At 64.4% G+C, this 19,138-nt stretch carries 19 protein-coding genes; 13 read left to right on the top strand and 6 right to left on the bottom strand.

The genetic code is table 11. The features are described from left to right. Positions 1-33: 33 nt before the first annotated feature. From V6M50_RS18865 to pyrE, 6 genes are read right to left on the bottom strand one after another with little or no spacing between them, the layout of a single operon-like run. A complete protein-coding gene (locus tag V6M50_RS18865; RefSeq protein WP_332820124.1) occupies positions 34-1,155 on the bottom strand; it encodes an AI-2E family transporter in 1,122 nt (373 codons plus the stop codon). Positions 1,156-1,166: 11 nt separating this feature from the next. Continuing rightward, the gene (gene lepB / locus V6M50_RS18870) at positions 1,167-2,021 is read right to left on the bottom strand and encodes a signal peptidase I (RefSeq protein ID WP_332820125.1); all 855 of its coding nucleotides are present in this window, start codon (positions 2,019-2,021) and stop codon (positions 1,167-1,169) included. A gap of 7 nt (positions 2,022-2,028) precedes the next feature. Next, positions 2,029-2,430, bottom strand: coding sequence for a holo-ACP synthase (acpS, locus tag V6M50_RS18875; RefSeq protein ID WP_332820126.1), 402 nt, complete (start codon positions 2,428-2,430; stop codon positions 2,029-2,031). Further along, complete coding sequence (locus tag V6M50_RS18880; protein ID WP_332820127.1) at positions 2,427-3,164, bottom strand: pyridoxine 5'-phosphate synthase; 738 nt, start codon at positions 3,162-3,164, stop codon at positions 2,427-2,429. Before V6M50_RS18880 ends, acpS begins: the two co-directional genes overlap by 4 nt. Then, entirely contained in the window at positions 3,161-4,228 is a 1,068-nt protein-coding gene (locus V6M50_RS18885) for a serine hydrolase domain-containing protein (protein WP_332820128.1), read from the bottom strand. Before V6M50_RS18885 ends, V6M50_RS18880 begins: the two co-directional genes overlap by 4 nt. Next, complete coding sequence (gene pyrE / locus V6M50_RS18890; RefSeq protein WP_332820129.1) at positions 4,225-4,806, bottom strand: orotate phosphoribosyltransferase; 582 nt, start codon at positions 4,804-4,806, stop codon at positions 4,225-4,227. The genes V6M50_RS18885 and pyrE overlap by 4 nt, the downstream gene beginning before the upstream one ends. A gap of 231 nt (positions 4,807-5,037) precedes the next feature. Here pyrE and coxB point away from each other — a divergent pair, with 231 nt between their 5' ends. The 13 genes from coxB to V6M50_RS18955 all read left to right on the top strand — a co-directional run bounded on the left by coxB (position 5,038) and on the right by V6M50_RS18955 (position 19,133). Beyond that, positions 5,038-6,141, top strand: coding sequence for a cytochrome c oxidase subunit II (gene coxB / locus V6M50_RS18895; protein ID WP_332820130.1), 1,104 nt, complete (start codon positions 5,038-5,040; stop codon positions 6,139-6,141). Between the two features lie 15 nt (positions 6,142-6,156). Continuing rightward, positions 6,157-7,830 (top strand): cytochrome c oxidase subunit I, encoded by a 1,674-nt coding sequence (gene ctaD / locus V6M50_RS18900; protein ID WP_332820131.1) that lies wholly within the window; start codon positions 6,157-6,159, stop codon positions 7,828-7,830. A 59-nt stretch (positions 7,831-7,889) separates the two neighbouring features. Beyond that, the gene (locus tag V6M50_RS18905; protein WP_332820132.1) at positions 7,890-8,801 is read left to right on the top strand and encodes a heme o synthase; all 912 of its coding nucleotides are present in this window, start codon (positions 7,890-7,892) and stop codon (positions 8,799-8,801) included. Next, complete coding sequence (locus V6M50_RS18910) at positions 8,798-8,947, top strand: hypothetical protein (RefSeq protein ID WP_332820133.1); 150 nt, start codon at positions 8,798-8,800, stop codon at positions 8,945-8,947. The genes V6M50_RS18905 and V6M50_RS18910 overlap by 4 nt, the downstream gene beginning before the upstream one ends. An 8-nt stretch (positions 8,948-8,955) precedes the next feature. Then, positions 8,956-9,513 carry a cytochrome c oxidase assembly protein gene (locus V6M50_RS18915; protein WP_332820134.1) on the top strand — a complete coding sequence of 186 codons (558 nt, stop codon included), beginning with the start codon at positions 8,956-8,958 and terminating at the stop codon, positions 9,511-9,513. Between the two features lie 80 nt (positions 9,514-9,593). Continuing rightward, complete coding sequence (locus V6M50_RS18920) at positions 9,594-10,469, top strand: cytochrome c oxidase subunit 3 (protein WP_332820135.1); 876 nt, start codon at positions 9,594-9,596, stop codon at positions 10,467-10,469. Beyond that, a complete protein-coding gene (locus V6M50_RS18925; RefSeq protein ID WP_443030542.1) occupies positions 10,429-10,866 on the top strand; it encodes a DUF983 domain-containing protein in 438 nt (145 codons plus the stop codon). The genes V6M50_RS18920 and V6M50_RS18925 overlap by 41 nt, the downstream gene beginning before the upstream one ends. After that, the gene (locus V6M50_RS18930) at positions 10,859-11,500 is read left to right on the top strand and encodes an SURF1 family protein (protein WP_332820137.1); all 642 of its coding nucleotides are present in this window, start codon (positions 10,859-10,861) and stop codon (positions 11,498-11,500) included. Before V6M50_RS18925 ends, V6M50_RS18930 begins: the two co-directional genes overlap by 8 nt. Positions 11,501-11,527: 27 nt before the next feature. Beyond that, positions 11,528-12,925 (top strand): threonine synthase, encoded by a 1,398-nt coding sequence (thrC, locus tag V6M50_RS18935; protein ID WP_332820138.1) that lies wholly within the window; start codon positions 11,528-11,530, stop codon positions 12,923-12,925. Positions 12,926-12,929: 4 nt separating this feature from the next. Then, positions 12,930-13,808 carry a class I SAM-dependent methyltransferase gene (locus V6M50_RS18940; RefSeq protein WP_332820288.1) on the top strand — a complete coding sequence of 293 codons (879 nt, stop codon included), beginning with the start codon at positions 12,930-12,932 and terminating at the stop codon, positions 13,806-13,808. Between the two features lie 140 nt (positions 13,809-13,948). After that, a complete protein-coding gene (locus tag V6M50_RS18945; protein WP_332820139.1) occupies positions 13,949-14,326 on the top strand; it encodes a PRC-barrel domain-containing protein in 378 nt (125 codons plus the stop codon). A 181-nt stretch (positions 14,327-14,507) separates the two neighbouring features. Then, entirely contained in the window at positions 14,508-17,492 is a 2,985-nt protein-coding gene (locus tag V6M50_RS18950; RefSeq protein WP_443030543.1) for a TonB-dependent receptor, read from the top strand. Positions 17,493-17,597: 105 nt separating this feature from the next. Continuing rightward, positions 17,598-19,133 (top strand): tryptophan halogenase family protein, encoded by a 1,536-nt coding sequence (locus V6M50_RS18955; RefSeq protein ID WP_332820141.1) that lies wholly within the window; start codon positions 17,598-17,600, stop codon positions 19,131-19,133. Positions 19,134-19,138 lie beyond the last annotated feature (5 nt).

The following is a 19,138-nucleotide window of genomic DNA, read 5'->3' on the forward strand; positions in this document are numbered from 1 at the left end:
GGCCCCCGCCTTCGCGGGGGCGACGGCATTTGGCTAGGTTGGATTTATCGCCGCCGTTTTCGTATCGGCCTGCGCCCCGGCATTGCGTTCGGCCTCGCGCTCCAGCGCGACCTTGATCATCGCGATGATCGGATCGGCAAGAAACAACCCCATAAGCCCGAGCAGCGCGCCGAACAGGATCTGCGCGCCGAGGACGAGCGCGGGGGCGAGGTCGACCGTCTTCTTCGCGACCATCGGGACGATCAGATAGCCATCGACCGTCTGGACGACAAAATAGATCAGGATCGCGTAAAGGCCGGTGTCGGTCCCCGCCGAAAAACCGACGAGCACGAGCAGTACGCCCGATACGATCGCGCCGATATTGGGGATGAAGGCGAGCAGCCCGGTGAGCAGGCCCATCAGCGCCGCCATCGGAATACCGACCGCAAGGCACGCGAGCCACGTCCCGATCCCCTCGACCAGCATGCCGAGCAGGCGCCCGGCCATCAGCCGGCGCAGCGTGAAGCCCATCCGCGCGGTGGTGATATAGAAATTCTCACGAGCTTTCATCGGCAGCATCCAGGCGACACCGCGCTCGTAAAGCCGCGGCTCGATCGCGATGAAGATGCCGAGGACGAGGATCATGACGAGGCTGGTGAGCCCGCCCAGCACCGTGCCGACCGCGGCGGTGACGCGTCCGAACGTGCCGGCGAGGTTGTCGGTGATCGTTTTCGTGTCGAGCTGCAGATTGCCCATGCCATGCGCACTCGCCCACGCCGCGATGCGCTCGACCTGCGCCATCACGACCTTTTGCAAGGTCGCGGCCTGATCGGCGATCTGCGAGCCCGCGAACATCACGGTCCATAGCAGGAAAGCGACGAGCGTCAGGCAGACGATCAGCAGCCGCCAACCGCGCCCGATCGGCAACACACGGCCGAGCAGGCGCGCCCCGCCGTCGAGCATCGATGCCATGACGATGCCGGCAAAAATCAGCAGGATCGGCTGGACGAGGATGATGCAGATGCCGATCAAGAGCGCGAGGCCCAGCCAGACGCCAGCCTTCAAAAGCTCGATGCGGACGAGCTGGCTGCGAATCTCGGTGGGGCCGGGCGCTTCGGTGTGCGTGTCGGCGGGGGCTGCGGCGCGCGTTCCGGCTGTTCTTTTCGTGGCCGCCATGCCCTCACTCCCTATTTTGTATTGCTGTCGCGTTCGGGCCGCAGGTCGGTTCCCGCGCGCCCCGAACGCAAAGCATTGAACCAACTGAGCGGGTTATACCACTCGGCCGTTCCGTCGGTCGAAAAACTGATGATCTCGGCGCGTCCTGCGATCGCGTCGAAGGGGACGGGGCCGCCAAGGCCCTTGAGCTCGGTCGCGACGCGGCTGTCGGCGCTGCCGTCGCGGTTGTCGCCCATCAGGAACAGATGATTGGCGGGCACTTTAATCGGCGCATAATCGTCGGTCGAGTAACCCGGCCCCATATCGATCGTGTCGAAGGTCGCGCCGCCGGGTAGCGTTTCGCGGACGATCGGAAGCTCCAATATTTCCTTTCCGCCCGGGCTGCGGGTCACGAAGCGGAAGAGGCTGCTGTCGGGCCCGGGCAGGTTCGGGTCGACCGGGATCGACAGCATCGGCTGGACCTCGCGCTTCACCGGCTTGCCGTTGATGCTGAGTTCGCCGTTCCGGAGCGCGATCGTATCGCCAGGCAGGCCGATGACGCGCTTGATATAGTCGATCCGCGTTACCGGATGCTCGAGCACGACGATGTCGCCGCGTTCGGGCAGCTGGGCGAACCAGCGGCCGGCCACCTTCGGCGCGAGGTGGAAGCTGACCGAGGAATAGGACCAGCCATAGGGATATTTGCTGACGATCAGCCGGTCGCCGTTGCGCAGCACCGGCATCATCGAATCGGACGGGATATAGAAGGGCTTGGCGACGCAGCTGTGGATGCCGAGCACGAGGAGTAGAATCACCACGACATCGCGGATCAGCTTGCCCCAGCCCCCGTCATCCTTTGCCCCTTTTCTCGCGCCGCTTTTCGCCATTTCGATTTCAGTCCTTGATTGCTTCGATGATGACAAAGGCCTGCGCCCACGGATGGTCGTCGGTCAGCGTCAAATGGATATGTGCGGTGTGGCCGGGCGGGATCATCGTCGCGAGCCGCGCGGCGGCGCCGCCGGTCAGCGCCAGCGTCGGCGCGCCCGACGGCGCGTTGACGACGCCGATGTCTTTCATGAACACCCCGCGCTTGAAGCCCGTGCCGACGGCTTTCGAGAAGGCTTCCTTGGCGGCGAAGCGCTTGGCGTACGTGCCGGCGCGGGTGAAGGGGCGCCGCGCCGCCTTGGCGCGCTCGACCTCGGTGAACACGCGATTTTCGAACCGCTCGCCGAAGCGGTCGAGCGACGCCTGGATACGCTCTATATTACAGAGGTCGGAGCCGAGGCCGATGATCACAACGCGCCTCGCGCCTCATCCATCAGCGCACGCATCCGGCGCACGGCGGGATCGAGCCCGGTGAAGATCGCCTCGCCGATCAGATAATGACCGATGTTGAGCTCGGCGAGCTGCGGGATCGCTGCGACGGGCACGACATTGTCATAGGTCAGGCCGTGCCCCGCGTGCGGTTCGATGCCATTCTTCCACGCGAGCGCGGCGGCATCGGCGAGGCGGCGGAGTTCCACGGCGCGCTCCTCACCTTCGACATGCGCGTAGCGGCCGGTGTGGAATTCGACGACGGGCGCGCGCAGCCGCATCGCGGCCTCGATCTGCCGCGCGTCGGGCTCGATGAACAGGCTGACGCGGATGCCCGCGTCGTTCAGCCGCGCGACCATGGGGGCGAGGTGATTATGCTGCCCCGCCGCATCGAGCCCGCCCTCGGTCGTGCGCTCTTCGCGCTTTTCGGGGACGATGCAGGCGGCGTGCGGGCTATGACGCAGCGCGATCTCGACCATCTCGTCGGTCGCCGCCATCTCGAGGTTCAGCGGCAGGTCGGTCGCCGCCTGGATGCGCGCCAGGTCGTCGTCGCGGATATGGCGCCGGTCTTCGCGCAGATGCGCGGTAATCCCGTCGCCGCCGACCGCCGCGACGATCTCCGCCGCGCGCACCGGATCGGGATGCTCGCCGCCGCGTGCGTTGCGGATCGTCGCGACATGATCGATGTTGACGCCGAGCCGTAACCGTTGGGTCATTTGCATTGCACCTGCGACAGGATGTCAAAGGCGAAACCTTTGGCTTCCCAGGGATCTCCATAATCGGCGGGACGGTGGCGCGAGAAAAAGATCACGGCGCGTCCGCTTTCGGGGAGCAGATAGTTGCGAAGTTCGATTCCGGCAATCAGGCCCTGGCGTTCGACGACGCGAACCTCTCCGGGACAGCCCACTAGCCTGGCTGGGAAAATCCACTGGAAAAAGCCGTAGAAGCCGTTGCTTTTCTCGCTTGTCCACATCGTTTCGCGCGCTTCGGCGGAAAGAAGGTCGCCGCGCATCAGTGCATGGTCGAAGCGCCATAGGTCGGCGATGGTGCCATAGGCACCGCCCGACGCACCATAGACCCCCATGTTCAGCAGCGGGTCGAGGCTGGCATATTCGCCGGTCGGGCGGACATGCTTCGCCGCGTCTTCGCTCAGGCGATAGATGCCGAGGCTTTCAAGGCGCAGCGGCTTTGCGAGCCGCTCTGCGACCAGCGCCTCGAAATCCTTTCGGGTCACCCGGCGCAGGACCTCGGCCATAACGATCGTGTCGCAGTTGTTATATTCGAACTTGGCCGGCGGCTGGGCGCGAGCCGGCCCGGCGCAGTATCCGTTCGCAGATTCGCGCGGCGACGCGGCCGCCGTGCGATAAAAAGACGGGATGCCCTGGGTATCCGGACTGCTTTCGTCGGGCTGCGGCAGGCCACTGTCATGCAGCATCAAATCGCGAATGCGGATGCGCGATGCTTCTGGCGCGCGCCATTCGGGCCAATAGCGGCTGACCGGCGCATCGAGGTCGATCGTGCCCTTGGCGACTTCCTGCATCGTCAGCACAGCGGCAAGCTGCTTCGTGATCGATGCCCAGCGCCACACTGCGCCGGGTGTCACCGGGTCGGCGCCGACGGTCACGATCCTGTAGGTGCCGTCGGACTCGCCGATCAGGATCGTGCCATCGAAGGCGGCCGCCTCGGCCCGCGTCTTGATGCTGTCCGTTCCGCCAGGCGCGGCCATCGCGGGCGCAGCGGCGAGCAGCAGCGCCGCCAGAACGGGCAGGCGCAAGATCAATTCGCGCGGCTCCCCGGCTTGATTGCGGAGGTCGCCGCGAGCGCTTCGGGAAGCTCGTCCTCGGCATAGGTCGGGAAATTGATCGCGACGAGCGGGTAGAAGGGAACGCCGAGGTCGACGCTGCCCGCCGATCGATCGACCAGCGCGGCCTCGGCGAGGATCTCGCCGCCCGCGGCGCGCACCGTGTCCATCGCTTCGCGCGACGACAGGCCCGTGGTCACGACATCCTCGACCATCAGTATCTTGGCGCCGGGGTCGATCGTGAAGCCACGGCGCAGTTCGAAGGTGCCCGTCGGGCGTTCGACGAAAATGGCGGGCTTGCCGAGCGCACGGCCCATTTCATGCCCGATGATGACGCCGCCCATCGCGGGCGAAACCACGACATCGATCGCCTGCTTGAGCTCGCGCGGCAGCTTCGCGGCAAGCGCCACGGCGAGCCGCCCGGCGCGTTCGGTATCCATCAACACGCGCGCGCATTGCAGATAATATTCGCTGTGGCGGCCGGAGGAGAGAAGGAAGTGGCCCTGCAGCAAGGCCTCGGCGGCGCGGAATTCGGCCAGGATTTCATCATCGGTCATCGGGGATTGTTCTTTTATCCAGTGCGTCGCCCGTTGCGGGCGACCGGGTTTTGGCGGCGAAGATTTGCCTGCCGCAAAATAGTGTTAGAGATGCTTGAGGCAAGCGGCAAGCGGGTCTATAGCGCCCGCGAGATTCAGCCCCTCCGCCGGCTGCCCGGACCTATGTCCGGCCGCTGCAGCAGGGGGGATGAAGCATCATAAGAACAACAGGCAACGGGCGGCACTATCCTTATGAAGAGCTTGAAAACCCTTGTAATTGCGGCAGCTTTGTCGCTCGGCGCGATCGGCGCCGGTCATGCGCAGGCACCCGCGACGGCCCCGGCCGAAGCCCCTGTCGCAACGACAGCGGCGAATCCGGCTCCGACGGCTGCTCCGACCGCAGCGCCGGCAACGGCGCCCGCCGCGACGACGGCTGCCGCTCCGGCCGGCGACGCCACTTACGTTCCGATGAAGCCGACCGCCGGGGTTGGCCAGCCGGTCGACGCGGGCATCGATTTCCAGCCGCAGGTCAGCCCGATTGGCGAGCAGGCTTACTGGTTCACCAGCAATATCCTGCTGTGGGTGATGGTCGGCATTTCGGTATTGGTTCTCGGGCTGCTCATTTATGTCGCGTTCCGGTTTCGGGAGGGCGCCAACCCGGTGCCGTCGAAAACGACCCACAACACTTTCATCGAAATCATCTGGACCGCCATTCCGGTGCTGATCCTTGCGGTGATCGCGGTCCCGTCGATCCGCTTGCTCGCGGCGCAATATGAGCCGCCGTCGAAGGCAGCGCTGACGATCAAGGTCACGGGGTATCAGTGGTATTGGGGCTATGCCTATCCCGATCAGGGTATCGCCGAATATGTCTCGAAGATCCTGCCCGAGGACAAGGCCAAGGCCGCCGGCGAACCCTATCACCTCGCCGTCGACAACCGCATGGTCGTCCCCGTCGGCCGTCAGGTGAAACTGATCATCACGGGCGCCGACGTGATCCACAGCTTTGCGGTTCCGGCGTTCTGGACCAAGATGGACGCGGTCCCCGGCCGCGCCAACGAAACGACCTTCACCGCGACCAAGGTCGGCGTTTACTACGGCCAGTGCTCGGAACTGTGCGGCGTCGATCATGGCTATATGCCGATCGCCGTCGAGGTTCTCCCGGTCGACAAATGGGAAGCCTGGGTCCGCTCGAAGGGCGGTAATCCGGCTGGCCCGGTGGCCGCGGCTCCTGCCGCAGCCGCGCCGGCACCCGTTGCCGCGGCTCCCGCCGCGACACCGGCAGCCGCCCCGACCCAAGCCGCACCCGACGCTGCGCCCGCAGCGGCTCCCGCCGCCGCCCCGGCCGCCAAGAAATAATAAGGGGTCCGACAGATGACCGATATTGCTGCAACTGCACCCGCCCATGGCCATGCCGATCACGCGCATGACGACCATGATCACGACACCCCGGGCTTCTTCGTCCGCTGGTTCATGTCGACGAACCACAAGGACATCGGCACCCTCTACCTGATCTTCGCGATCTTCGCGGGTATCATCGGCGGCGCGCTTTCGGGCATGATGCGCCTCGAACTGGCGCATCCCGGCATCCAGTATCTGGGTTACATGTCACAGTGGCTGGGCGGCGCCAGCGACATCACCGCGGCCAAGCATTTCTGGAACGTGATGATTACGGCGCACGGCCTGATCATGGTGTTCTTCATGGTCATGCCGGCGATGATCGGCGGCTTCGGCAACTGGTTCGTGCCATTGATGATCGGCGCGCCCGACATGGCCTTCCCGCGCATGAACAATGTCAGCTTCTGGCTGACGGCCGTTGCGTTCATCATGCTGTGCGGATCGATGTTCGTACCCGGGGGTAGCGGCAATGGCGCAGGCACCGGCTGGACGGTCTATGCGCCGCTGTCGACCAGCGGCTCGGTTGGACCCGCGGTCGATATGGCGATCTTCTCGCTCCACCTCGCTGGCGCGGCGTCGATCCTCGGTGCGATCAACTTCATCACCACGATCTTCAACATGCGCGCGCCGGGCATGACGCTGCACAAGATGCCGCTGTTCGTGTGGTCGGTGCTCGTCACCGCCTTCCTGCTGCTGCTCGCGCTGCCGGTTCTGGCGGCAGCCATCACCATGCTGCTGACCGACCGGAACTTCGGCACCACCTTCTATGATGCGGCCGGCGGCGGCGACCCCGTCCTCTACCAGCATCTCTTCTGGTTCTTCGGCCACCCCGAAGTGTACATCATGATCCTGCCGGGCTTCGGCATGGTCAGCCAGATCATCTCGACCTTCAGCAAAAAGCCGGTGTTCGGCTATCTCGGCATGGCCTATGCCATGGTCGCGATCGGCGTCGTCGGCTTCATCGTGTGGGCGCACCACATGTTCACCGTCGGCATGAGCGTGAACCTGAAGATGTATTTCACCGCCGCGACGATGGTCATCGCGGTCCCGACGGGCATCAAGATCTTCAGCTGGATCGCCACCATGTGGGGCGGCTCGCTGAGCTTCAAGACGCCGATGATGTGGTCGCTCGGCTTCATCTTCATGTTCACCGTCGGGGGTGTGACCGGCGTCCTGCTCGCCAACGGCGGCGTCGATACCAGCTTGCACGACACCTATTATGTCGTCGCGCACTTCCATTATGTGCTGTCGTTGGGCGCGGTCTTCTCGCTCTTCGCCGGCTTCTATTACTGGTTCCCGAAAATGTCGGGCCGGATGTACAACGAGGCGCTCGGCCAGATCCACTTCTGGGTCTTCTTCATCGGCGTCAACGTCCTGTTCTTCCCCCAGCACTTCCTGGGCCAGCAGGGCATGCCGCGCCGTTATCCCGACTATGCGGAAGCCTATGCCTATTGGCACCTGATCTCGTCCTATGGCTATGTCATCATGGGCGTCGGCATGATCTTCTTCTTCGCGAACATCCTCTACTCGCTGTTCGCCGGCAAAAAGGCCGCCGACAATCCGTGGGGCGAAGGCGCGACGACGCTCGAATGGACGCTGTCGAGCCCGCCGCCGTTCCACCAGTTCAACGAACTGCCGCGTATCGCCTGACCGGTTTCTCCCCCTGCTGACATCCGGCAGGGGGCGTTGCCCTACAGGCCGGAGTTATCATGGCACAGAGCCTGACCCACGGCGAAACGGCGTTACCCGCCGATTGGCGCGACCTGTTCGCGCTGACGAAGCCACGTGTCATGTCGCTGGTGGTGTTCACCGCGCTGTGCGGCCTGCTCGCGGCGCCAGTGTCTGTCCATCCGGTGCTCGCTTTCTCCTCGATTCTCGCGATCGCGCTGGGGGCAGGGGCTTCGGGCGCGCTCAACCAATGGTATGAGGCCGGGCTCGACGCGAAGATGAAGCGGACGGCGAACCGGCCGCTTCCCGCCGGACGCCTCGATCCGCAGACCGCGTTGCAGTTCGGCGTCGGGCTGGCGGCCTTTTCGCTGTTCCTGATGCTGTTCGCGTCGAACTGGCAGGCGACGCTGTTGCTTGCCGTGTCGATCCTCTTCTACGTCTTCGTCTATACGATGTGGCTGAAGCCGCGGACGCCGCAGAATATCGTCATCGGCGGGGCTGCCGGGGCGTTTCCGCCGCTGATCGGCTGGGTTGCCGCGACGGGCTCGATCGCGCCGCTGCCGGTGATGCTGTTCCTGCTGATCTTTCTGTGGACGCCGCCGCATTTCTGGGCGCTCGCGCTGTTCATGCGCTCGGACTATGCCGCCGCGGGCATTCCGATGATGCCCGTCGTTGCGGGCGAGAAGTCGACGCGGCGCCAGATTCTCTTCTATGCGCTGATCATGGCCGCTGCCGCGATAGCGCCCTGGCCGCTCGGCTACACCGGCGCGCTCTACGGCTGGACCGCCGCGATCCTGTCGGCACTGTTCGTGGTGCTGTCGGTCCAGGTCGGCACGCGCACCACGGGCGAGGGCGATTTGATGCAGCCCGAAAAACGCCTGTTCGCCTATTCGATTGCCTATCTTTTCATATTGTTCGGCGCCATTGTTGCCGACCATTGGTGGCCGCTATGACCGACGAACCGAATCAAGAACCCTTTGACGAGGCCGAATATCGCCGCCGCCAGCGCAGCCGCGCGAATCTGATGGCGTGGATGCTCGGCGCGCTCGCGATCCTCTTTTTCTTCATCACCATCGCAAAGATGCAGATATTCTCGTGATCGCGCGTATGTCCCCGAACGCGAAGACCGCCAGCTTCGCAGCGCTGCTCGCGCTCGCGATGACCGGCCTCGGGTTCGCAGCGGTGCCGCTTTACGACCTCTTCTGCCGCGTCACCGGCTTTGGCGGGACGACGCAGCGGTTCGATCCGGTCGCTGCGGCGGCGGAACCGGCGATATTGAAAGATACTATCTCGATCCGCTTCGATGCCAATGTCTCGCCGAACCTGCCGTGGAAATTCTACCCCGAACATCCGACCGATACGGTGAGTATCGGCGCGCGCGACATGGCGATCTTCATTGCCGAGAATAATTCGGCGCACCCCGTCGTCGGGACCGCCAGCTTCAACGTCACGCCCGACCAGGCGGGCAAATATTTCACCAAGATCCAGTGCTTCTGCTTCACCGAACAACGGTTGGAGCCGGGGCAGCAGGTCCGCATGCCGGTGCTGTTCTTCGTCGATCCCAAGATCATGGACGACCCCGACGCGCGCGACGTGCAGGAAATCACGCTGAGCTACACCTTCCACCCTGTAGAGCCAGTAGACGGGGGTAAAAAGGCGAGCTAAGGCCGCGAACAAGAGTCTAACTAGACCGGCAGATGATGGGGAATCGTCATGCTGGGGCTGCTAAAAACGGGAAAAACGCCATGTCCGGTGCGAAACATCATGACTACCACCTCGTAAACCCCAGCGTCTGGCCGCTCATCGGCTCGGTCGCTGCGCTTGTGATGTTCTTCGGGCTCGTGATGTCGATGCACGCCGACCATTTCGGCGGGATCGGCAAGTGGGTTCTCGGCCTCGGTTTCATGGGGGTGATCGCCACCTTCTTCAGCTGGTGGTCGGACGTCATCAACGAAGCCCACGCCGGCGACCACACCCCGGTTGTTCAGCTGCACCTGCGCTACGGCATGATCCTGTTCATCGCGTCCGAAGTGATGTTCTTCGTCGGCTGGTTCTGGGCTTGGTTCGACTTCTCGCTCTTCCCGGTGCCGATCGAATATGTCGACGGCGCGGTCACCTCGCTGTTCGGCCAGGACGGCGCCGCGGCGATGACCATGTGGCCGCCCAAGGGCATCCACGTCATCGACGCCTTCTCGCTGCCGCTGCTCAACACGATGATCCTGCTCTGCTCGGGCACGACGATCACCTGGGCGCACCACGCGCTAATTCACGGGGACCGCGAAGGGCTGAAGAAAGGCCTGTGGGCGACGATCATCCTCGGTGCGATCTTCTCGTCGATCCAGGCCTATGAATATGCCGAGGCGCCGTTCGCCTTCGGCCAGAGCAACTATAGCTCGGCCTTCTTCATGGCGACCGGCTTCCACGGCTTCCACGTGCTTGTCGGCACGATCTTCCTGATCGTCTGCCTCGTCCGCACCTATAAGGGCCATTTCACCCCGCAGCAGCATTTCGGTTTCGAAGCTGCCGCCTGGTACTGGCACTTCGTCGACGTGGTGTGGCTGTTCCTCTTCATCATCGTCTATGTCTGGGGCGGCTGGGGCGCGCCGGTCGCCGCGCACTAAATTGCCCAGCGATAGCCAAATCCAAAAGGGGCAGCCGCCGGTCTGGCGCGCTGCCCTTTTTGGTCTCTGCCCCGAATGCGGCGCATCGACCTTGTTTGAAGGGCCGGTGAAGTTTCGGGCGAAATGCGGCGCCTGCGGGCTCGATTACAGCCGCTACAATGTCGGCGATGGCCCTGCCGCCTTCCTGACCCTCATCATCGGCGCGCTGCTTATCGCACTCGCGCTGACGCTCGATTTCGCGGTGCGGCCGCCATTGTGGGTGCATGTCGTGCTGTGGGTGCCGCTCACCGCCGCCGCCGTGGTTTATGGCCTCCGCGTCGGCAAGGGCGCGCTGCTGGCAAGCGAACATCAGCGTCAGGCCGCGGAGGGCCGCCAAATGGACGACAAGCATGACTGAACCAGCCCCCCCCGTGCGGCGCTGGCCGCTGATCCCGACCTTGCTCGTGCTGGCGGCGGTCGCAGTGATGATCGCGCTCGGCGTCTGGCAATTGCAGCGCAAGGGCGACAAGGAAGCGCTGATCGCGCTCTTCCAACGCAACATGGCGATGTCGTCGATGGTCGCCTATCCCGAATTGCCGCCTGTTGCCGACGCCTTTCTCTATCGCAAAAGCAGCATCGTCTGCCTCGAACCCGTGCGTTGGGATCCGCGCAGCGGCACCGACCAGAAGGGGCGGGCGGGCATCCGCATGATCGCCGACTGCCGGACCGGCGCCGAGGGGCCGGGCGTGCTGGTCGACGTCGGGATCGGCGACGATTTCACACCGCCCAAATGGACGGGCGGCACCGTGCAGGGAACGATCGTTCCGGGCCCCGAACAGCCGACGGTGATGGAGCGCCTGATGGGCAAGGCGGCGCCCGCGCGCGCGATGCTGATCGCCGACGCGCCGGCTCCGGGCCTTCGCGCCAGCGCGGTGCCCTCGGCTGAGGATACGCCGAACAATCACCTCGCTTATGCCTTCCAATGGTTCTTCTTCGCGCTCGTCGCGCTGATTATCTACGTTCTCGCAGTCCGCCGCCGCTTGCAGGCGTGACGGCGCGCCGCTAGGCGCTGGGTCGCCATGGAATATATCAGCACCCGCGGCTCTGCGCCGACCCTCGACTTTCGTGCCGCAACGCTCGCCGGCCTCGCCAGCGACGGCGGGCTTTATGTGCCGGCGAAATGGCCGCAGATGTCGGCGGAGGAAATTCATTCGCTTGCGGGCCTCGACTATGCCGAGACCGCGGTGCGCGTCATGCGGCCCTTCGTCGAGGGCGTGCTGACCGAGGACGAGCTACGTGAGCTTTGCCGCGCCGCTTATAGTCGTTTCAGTCATGATGCGGTGACCCCGCTCGTCCAGCTCGATCATCGCCACTGGCTGCTCGAACTGTTCCACGGCCCGACGCTGGCGTTCAAGGATGTCGCGCTGCAACTGCTCGGCCAGCTGTTCGAGAAATTCCTTAGCGGCGGCGATACCGACATCACGATCGTCGGCGCGACCTCGGGCGATACCGGGTCGGCGGCGATCGAGGCGGTCGCGGGCCGCGAGCATATCCGCATCTTCATGCTCCATCCCGAAGGCCGCGTCAGCGACGTCCAGCGGCGGCAGATGACGACGGTGCTCGCCCCCAACGTCCACAATATCGCGATCGACGGCAGCTTCGACGACGCGCAGGCGATGGTGAAGCGGCTGTTCGGCGATGAAGAGGCGCGGGGCCAGCTGACCCTGTCGGCGGTGAACAGCATCAACTGGGCACGGCTGATGGCCCAGGTCGTCTATTATTTCTACGCCGCCGTCCGGCTCGGCGGCCCCGACCGCCCGATCGCGTTCAGCGTGCCGACGGGCAATTTCGGCGATGTGTTCGCGGGCTATGTCGCGGCGCAGATGGGCCTGCCGATCGCGCGGCTTGTCGTCGCGACCAACGTCAACGACATCCTCCACCGCGCGCTCACCAGCGGCGACTATAGTGCGGGGACGGTGACGCCGACCGCGACGCCGAGCATGGACATCCAGGTCAGCAGCAATTTCGAACGGCTGCTCTTCGACCTGTCGGGCCGCGATGGCGCCGCGATTACCGGCATGATGGGCGAGTTCGACGCGAAACGCGCGATGACGATTCCCGCCGACATGCTCGCGGGCGCGGGCGGACTTTTCTCGAGCGCGAGCATCGACGGTGATGCGATGGCGCTCGCGCTGCGCTGGGCGCAAGAGCATGGCGGGCAGGTGATCGATCCGCACAGCGCCGTCGGGCTGGCAGCGGCGCGCGCGCTCGAGATCGATGCCGATATTCCCGTCGTGACGCTCGCGACCGCGCATCCGGCGAAGTTCCGCGAAGCGGTCGAGCGCGCGACCGGGATGCGTCCGCCGCTCCCCGCGCGGCTCGGCAACCTCTTCGACCGCGAAGAGCGCTACGAACGTCTGCCGGGCGATTATGATGCGGTAAAGGCTTTTGTCCTCGCGGAAGCGGCGCGTGGCTGATCTTCTGCCCCTCGTCACGCTCGTCGGCGAAGCGTGGGACGATTATGGGCTGGTTGACAGCGGGGGCGGGCGCAAGCTCGAACGCTATGGCCGTTTTCGTTTCATCCGCCCCGAACCGCAGGCGATGTGGAAACGGGCGTTGCCGCCCAGCGAATGGGAAGCCGCCGACGGCGAGTTCATTCCCGCGTCCGACGACGATGGCGGCGGCCGCTGGTATTACAACAAGCCGGTTCCGGCCGAAGGCTGGCCGCTCGGCTGGCGCGAGACGCGCTTCACCGCGCAATGCACGCCGTTTCGCCACCTCGGTTTTTTCCCCGACATGGCGCCGATATGGGACTGGCTGCGCGAGCGTATCGCCGACAAGGGCGATCCAGCCTTCCTGAACCTGTTCGGCTATACCGGGGTCGGCAGCCAGGCGCTCGCGGCGGCGGGCGCGTCGGTCACCCATGTCGATGCCTCGAAGAAGTCGGTCGGACAGGCGCGCGAGAACGCCGAACTCGCGGGCATGGCCGACAAGCCGGTGCGCTGGATCGTCGACGATGCGGGCAAATTCACCGCGCGCGAAGTGCGGCGCGAGCGGCGTTACGATGCGATCCTGCTCGACCCGCCGAAGTTCGGCCGCGGTCCCGGGGGCGAACGCTGGCAGATCGAGGAGGGGCTCGCGCCGCTGCTTGCCGACTGCCGCCAGCTCCTCGACGAAGACAGCCGCGCGCTCTTCCTCACCGTCTATGCGGTGCGCATGTCGGCACTGGCGATCGGCGAGTTGCTGGCGCAGCTTTTCGCCGACTTGCCGGGCACGGTCGAATGCGGCGAACTCGCGGTGCGCGAGGAAGCGCGAGGTCTTTTGCTCCCGACCGCGATCTTCGCACGCTGGAGCCGCTGACCGGCCGGCGCACTTCGAGCAGATCCTCCTTTGCGATGAGCCGAGCAACTCCGGCGCGCGGGCGTCGTTGCTCGGACAGGGGCGGCGCGGCCGGCTCCTCCGGCCTGTGTTTCGCCCTCGACGCCAAAGGAGAAATTCTCATGGCCGACACGCTCGAACGCACCGAAACCCATCGCCTGATTTCGTCGGACAAGGTCGAAGGGACCAAGGTCTATAATCCGCAGAACGAAAAGCTCGGCACGATCGCCAATGTCATGATCGACAAAAAATCGGGCAAAAGCGAATATGCCGTCATGGAATTCGGCGGCCTGTTCGGCCTCGGCACCGACCATTATCCGATCCCCTGGGACATGCTGACCTATGACACCGACCAGGGCGGCTATGTGGTCGACATCGCCAAGGACAGGCTGACCGGTGCCCCGCGCTATGCGCGCGATGACACGCCCGAATATACCGACGAATATGGGCGGACCGTCTACGGCTATTACGGGCTCAGCTATCCCTATCCGATGCTGTAATAATGGCCGACACAAAAGACGCGCGGCCGGCCGGGGCGGCCGGCCCGCTAGCGCCCGATATTCTTCCGATTGCATAGGAATGCAGTCATGATCGCGTTGACAATGAGAACGTTCCCATTTAGATAACGTTCACATTGAACAAATGCCGCCGAAAACGAGCGGCTTGTTGGGAGGGAAAAGGATGCGGGCTTCGCACAAGCTTCGGTTGGCCAGGATATTGGCGGGCACTTCGGCATTTGCCTTGATGGGCATGGCGCAAACCGCCATCGCGCAGGAAGCCCCGGCCGGCGACGCCGCCAACCCCGACGAAATCGTCGTGACCGGCATCCGCGCCAGCCTTGCCGCATCGGCCGACATCAAGCGCGAGGCGCAGGGCGTCGTCGACGCGATTTCCGCCGAAGACATCGGCAAATTCCCCGACACCAACCTCGCCGAGTCGCTTCAGCGCATCACCGGCGTGTCGATCGATCGTTCGAATGGTGAAGGCTCGCTGGTCACCGTCCGCGGCTTCGGTCCCGAATTCAACCTCGTGACCTTGAACGGCCGTCAGATGCCGACGGCGCTCATCGGCGACGGTGGCGGTCCGCCGTCTTCGCGTTCGTTCGACTTCGCCAACCTTGCTTCCGAAGGCATTGCAGCGGTCGAAGTCTACAAGAGCGGCCGCGCGACGATTGAATCGGGCGGCATCGGCTCGACGATCAATATTCGCACGCCGCGCCCGCTCGACAATCCGGGGATGCGCGGCAGCCTGTCGGTGAAGGGCGTGTATGATAGCTCGCGCAACGAGGGCAAACCGATCACGCCCGAAGTATCGGGCATCTTCAGCAGCACCTTCGCCGACGATACGATCGGCATTGTGCTCGTTGGCTCATACCAAAAGCGCAAATCGAGCACGAACACCGCCAGCGTCGGCTGGCGCGACGGCTATCTCGGCAGCGAAAACAACTGGGGTTCGCTGGCGCAACCGGGCACGCCGCGCGCCGCGAACATCACCAACCGGCCCGACCCGACCGATGTCTACCAGGTACCGCAAAGCGCGTCTTACAACCTCGAAGACATCAATCGCGAACGCATCAACGGGCAGGCGGTGCTGCAATTCCGCCCCAGCGACAGTTTCACCGCGACGGTCGACTATATTTATTCGCGCAATACCGTCGAAACACGGAACAGCAACGTCGGCGTGTGGTTCAACCACGAAGACACGTCGAGCGCGTGGACCGATGGCCCGGTCGCCGGCCCGCTCTTTTACACCGAGCGGTTCGCGGCGCCGACCGGCGTTCCCGGGCCGAATGCGCTCTATGGCGGCAAGGATCTGTCATACAGCGGCGCGCTGATCGAAAATCGCGCAGAGAACAACTCGCTGGGCGTCAACCTCGAATGGGAAGGCCCGGGCGGGGTAACCTTCGAACTCGACGGTCATCATTCGACCGCAGAGGTGACCCCGGTCAACCGCTTCGGGTCGAGCATGTCGCTGGGCAACGCCGTGTTCGGCGTTCAGAATCAGACGGTCAATTTCGAGAACGATCTGCCGGTCATCTCTTATGGAATGTACCCCGGTATCGATCCGCTGAATCCCGCGCTGATCACGCCGACCGGCAACGCCTTTCGCAATGCCTATTTCCGGAACCGGATCAACCAGGTGCAGGTCCGCGGTCAATATGACCATGATGGCGGCTTCCTCGACAGCATCGATTTCGGTGTATCCTATGTCGACAGCAAGGTGCGGTCGGCCTTTGGCACGATCCAGAACGACGATACCTGGGGCGGTGCGGGTCCGGCATCGACCATTCCCGACGACATTTTTTCGCTCGTGACGCTTCCGGACAAATTTCCGGGTCTCGCCCAGTCGGGGATGATCCAGAGCTTCTATGCCTTTGATTTCGAGCGCATGGCCGATCTGGTCGAGCAGAATTTCCAGACATGCAGCAATCCCGCGACGGGTTCGGCCCAGCCGGGCACCTGCCTTGCCAATTTCAATACCGACCGGCGCATCTCGGAAAAAACGCTGGCGCCCTATCTGCAAGTGGCGACCGTGTTCGATCTGTTCCAGAACCCGGCGCATTTCGTTGCAGGTATTCGTTACGAGACCACGGATATTTCGTCGGCGGCCTTGGTGCCGGTGCCCGTGACCACCCGGTGGGTGGGCGACAATGAACTCAACGTCGTCTTTTCGGGCGACAGCGAATTCACACGGTTCAAGGGCTCGTACGACAATTGGTTGCCCGCGGTCGATTTCGACATCTCGCCGATGGAGAATGTCAAGCTACGCGCGTCCTACAGCCACACGATCACGCGCCCCGACTATGCCAGCATGCAGGGCGGGCGCACGATCGATACGCTGTTCCGCGTCGGCGGCGGCACGGGGGCGCAGGGCAACCCGGGCCTGATTCCCTATAAGTCCAAGAATATCGACCTGTCGGCGGAATGGTATTACGCGCGCGACAGCTATGTTTCGGTGGGTTATTTTCACAAGGATGTGAGCAATTTCATATCGACGACGCGCATCGACTCCAACGCTTTCGGGCTTACTACCCCGATAGGCGGGCCGCGCTGGAATGCTGCGCTGGCGGCGCTCGGCGCGAACGCGACGGTCGGACAAATCCGGCAATATATCATCACCAACTTCCCGAGCACGGTGACCGGCAATATCATCAACGCCGCGCCGGGCGATCCGTTGGTCAATTTCGAAATCACGACGCCGATCAACAGCGATCAGACCGCGTCGATCGAGGGTTGGGAATTCGCGCTCCAGCACAGCTTCTGGGATACGGGCTTCGGCGTGATCCTGAACTATACCAAAGTCGACGGCAGCGCGACGTACGACAACACGCAGCCATCGACGGTGCCGCAGTTCGCGCTGACCGGCCTCAGCGACAGCGCCAACGCGGTCGCCTATTACGACAAGAACGGGCTCCAGGCGCGTGTCGCGTGGAACTGGCGCGATGAATTCCTCGCGGGAACGGGGCCAAACCCCTTCTATACCGAGGAATATTGGCAGATCGACGCCAGCGCGAGCTACGAATTCATCCCGGGCTTCACGGCGTTTGTCGAGGCGATCAACCTGACCGGCGAGGGCCGGCGCGGGCACCTTCGGCACAAGAATAATGTGACCTTCGTACAGCCGGGCTTTGCCCGATACGCGGCGGGGGTCCGGTTCAGTTTCTAAGGCAGATGGCTTCGTCCCACGGTCTTCTGGCGAAGGAGCCGCACCTCCCAGGGGTGCGGCTCTTTCGCGTGACGCGGACGGGCGGTTGGCCTAGGATCCCGGATAATGAGTAGCGTGGTCGAGAGGGTGATCATCGTTGGCGGCGGCACCGCCGGCTGGCTGGCGGCGTGCGTCCTTGCAAGCGCGCGGCACGCCGCGGGTCGACCACTCGACGTGGTGCTGATCGAAGCACCCGACATCCCGACGATCGGGGTGGGAGAGGGCACCTGGCCGACGATGCGCGCCACCCTCGCCGCGATCGGCATCGGCGAGGCCGAATTTCTCGCCGCGTGCGACGGCGCGTTCAAGCAAGGGTCGCGTTTCGACGGCTGGGTCGATGGATCGGCGGCCGACCGCTATCTCCATCCTTTCACCCCGCCGCCCGCGGCACCGATCGGCGAGTTGCTGGCAGCATGGCAAGCCACCGCGAGCGACCGTTCGTTCGCTGCCGCGATGACCGCGCAGGCGCACGTCTGCGACCTCGATCTCGCGCCGCGCCAGCGGACGATGCCCGACTATCAGGGCGCCGCCAATTACGCCTATCATCTCGATGCGGGAAAGTTTGCCGCGCTGCTGTCGACGCATGCGACGCAGCGGCTCGGCGTGCGGCATATTTCGGACCATGTCGTGGGCGTGATCGATGACGGTCGCGGCGGTATTGCCTCGCTATCGACACGGCAGAGCGGCGAAGTTGCCGGCGACCTGTTTATCGACTGCAGCGGTCACGCCGCGCTGCTGATCGGCAATCACCTCGGCGTCGAATGGATCGACCGCAGTCACACGCTGTTCAACGACCGCGCGCTCGCGGCACAGGTGCCGGTGGCGCCGGAGAGCCTCATCGCGTCGCAGACGGTGTCGACGGCGCACGCCGCGGGGTGGATCTGGGACATCGGCCTGCCGCGCCGGCGCGGGATCGGTTGCGTTTATGCCAGCCGCTTCGTGGACGATGATGCGGCCGAGGCGACCCTGCGCGCCTATATCGCGCGCGTCCTTCCCGACGCGCCCGAGGTTCCGGTCCGCCGCCTGACCTTCCCGACCGGACACCGCGCGCGCTTCTGGGAAGGCAATTGCGTCGCGATCGGCCTGTCGGCGGGCTTCATCGAGCCGCTCGAGGCATCGGCGATCGTGATGATCGAACTGTCGCTGCGTGCACTCGCCGAAAACTTTCCCGCGAGCCGCGATGCGATGCCGATCCACGCCGGTCGCTTCAACGAACTCTTCCGCTATCGCTGGGATCGTATCGTCGAGTTTCTCAAGCTCCACTATGTCCTTAGCCGGCGCGATGAGCCCTATTGGCAGGCGCAGCGCGAAGCGACGTCGGTCCCGCCGCGGTTGGCGGAGATGCTGCGGCTGTGGCGCGACCAGCCGCCGTCGGCCTGGGATTTTCCACGTGTCGATGAGATTTTTTCGGCCGAAAGCCACCAGTATATCCTCTATGGCATGGGCTATCCGGTGCCGGCGGGCCTGACGCCGGGCGAGCGGGCGGGCGCGCTGCTCGCCGAAAATGGGCACCGCGCCCGCGCGCTCGCCGCCGCGCTTCCGCGCAACCGCGATTATCTCGATGCGCTGCGGCCGGACGCCGGTGCTGCGGCAGCGCGATAGGAAAG

The organism is Sphingopyxis sp. (genome assembly GCF_036675685.1).
Taxonomy (GTDB): domain Bacteria; phylum Pseudomonadota; class Alphaproteobacteria; order Sphingomonadales; family Sphingomonadaceae; genus Sphingopyxis.